Annotated in this window: 2 protein-coding genes; both read right to left on the reverse strand. The window is 70.5% G+C overall.

What is annotated here, in order from left to right; all coding sequences use genetic code 11:
* Window positions 1-545, reverse strand: a 545-nt coding sequence (locus I73_RS34180; protein ID WP_234409569.1) for a hypothetical protein, incomplete at its 3' end; no start/stop codon positions are given.
* Between the two features lie 8 nt (window positions 546-553).
* On the reverse strand, window positions 554-1,032 hold a 479-nt coding region (locus tag I73_RS20900), incomplete at its 5' end, for a class I SAM-dependent methyltransferase (RefSeq protein WP_022982399.1).

Genomic DNA, 1,032 nt, shown 5'->3' on the forward strand with positions numbered 1-1,032 from the left:
GAACAGCCGGGGTATTTGGCGTCCCGGGTCTGGGCGGTGGGCTGGCCGTTGTGGAAGAAGCGCACCTCGCCCTGGCCATCGCTCAGACCCAGCAGCCGGTCCTGCGCGGCCACGTCCGGGAAGGCCTGCTTCATCAGGGCCAGCCACTGCTGGGCCTGGCTCTCGCTGAAGGGGCCCACGCGGCGCATCTCGGCGATGGAGCGCTCGGCGATGGCCTCGCCCTCCAGCTTGCGGTCGTAGGTCAGCTCCAGGCCGAAGGGCTGCTGCGCGTAGCGCTCGGGCTGGAAGCCGGGCGCCACCCACAGCCGCGCCTCGTACACGCGCAGGCCAAAGAAGCGCAGCACGCCGCTGCCCAGCAGGCGGGCGGTGGGCAGCAGGGGCCGGAGTTCGGCCGGGGGCGTCGGGGCGGGGGAGGCGGTCTGGGCGAGGGCGGTCATGGGGATGTTCAAGGTGACGGGCAGGGTGGCCAGCATGCCGGCCATCCTGGCCAGGCTCCGGCGCCGGGTGCAGTGCGGGGACGGGGCCGGTGTCAGGGGGGATGTCATGGCGGATGTCATGACAGAGGCTTGCGCAGCGTGAACTGCATGACGTCGGTGTTGCCGGTGTCGAAGGCCGCCTCGCAGTAGGCCAGGTAGAAGGCCCAGATGCGCTGGAAGCGGGCATCGAAGCCCAGGCGCTGCACCGTGTCGATCTCGCGCAGAAAGGCCTCGCGCCAGCGGCGCAGGGTCTCGGCGTAGTCGGGCCCGAAGGCCAGGCGCTGCTCGACGACGAAGCCGGCGCGCAGGGCCTCGGCCTCGAAGGCCGAGGGGCTGGGCAGCAGGCCGCCAGGGAAGATGTACTGCTGGATGAAGTCGGTCGAGCACACATAGCGCTCGAACAGGTCGTCGCGGATGGTGATGGTCTGGATGCAGGCGTGGCCGCCGGGCTTGAGGCAGGCGCGCAGGGTCTCGAAGTAGCCGCGCCAGTATTCGCGGCCCACCGCCTCGAACATCTCGATCGAGACGATGGCATCGAAGGGCGCGTCCACATGCC

Source organism: Ideonella sp. B508-1 (genome assembly GCF_000333615.1).
In the GTDB taxonomy this organism is placed as follows: Bacteria; Pseudomonadota; Gammaproteobacteria; order Burkholderiales; family Burkholderiaceae_C; genus Ideonella.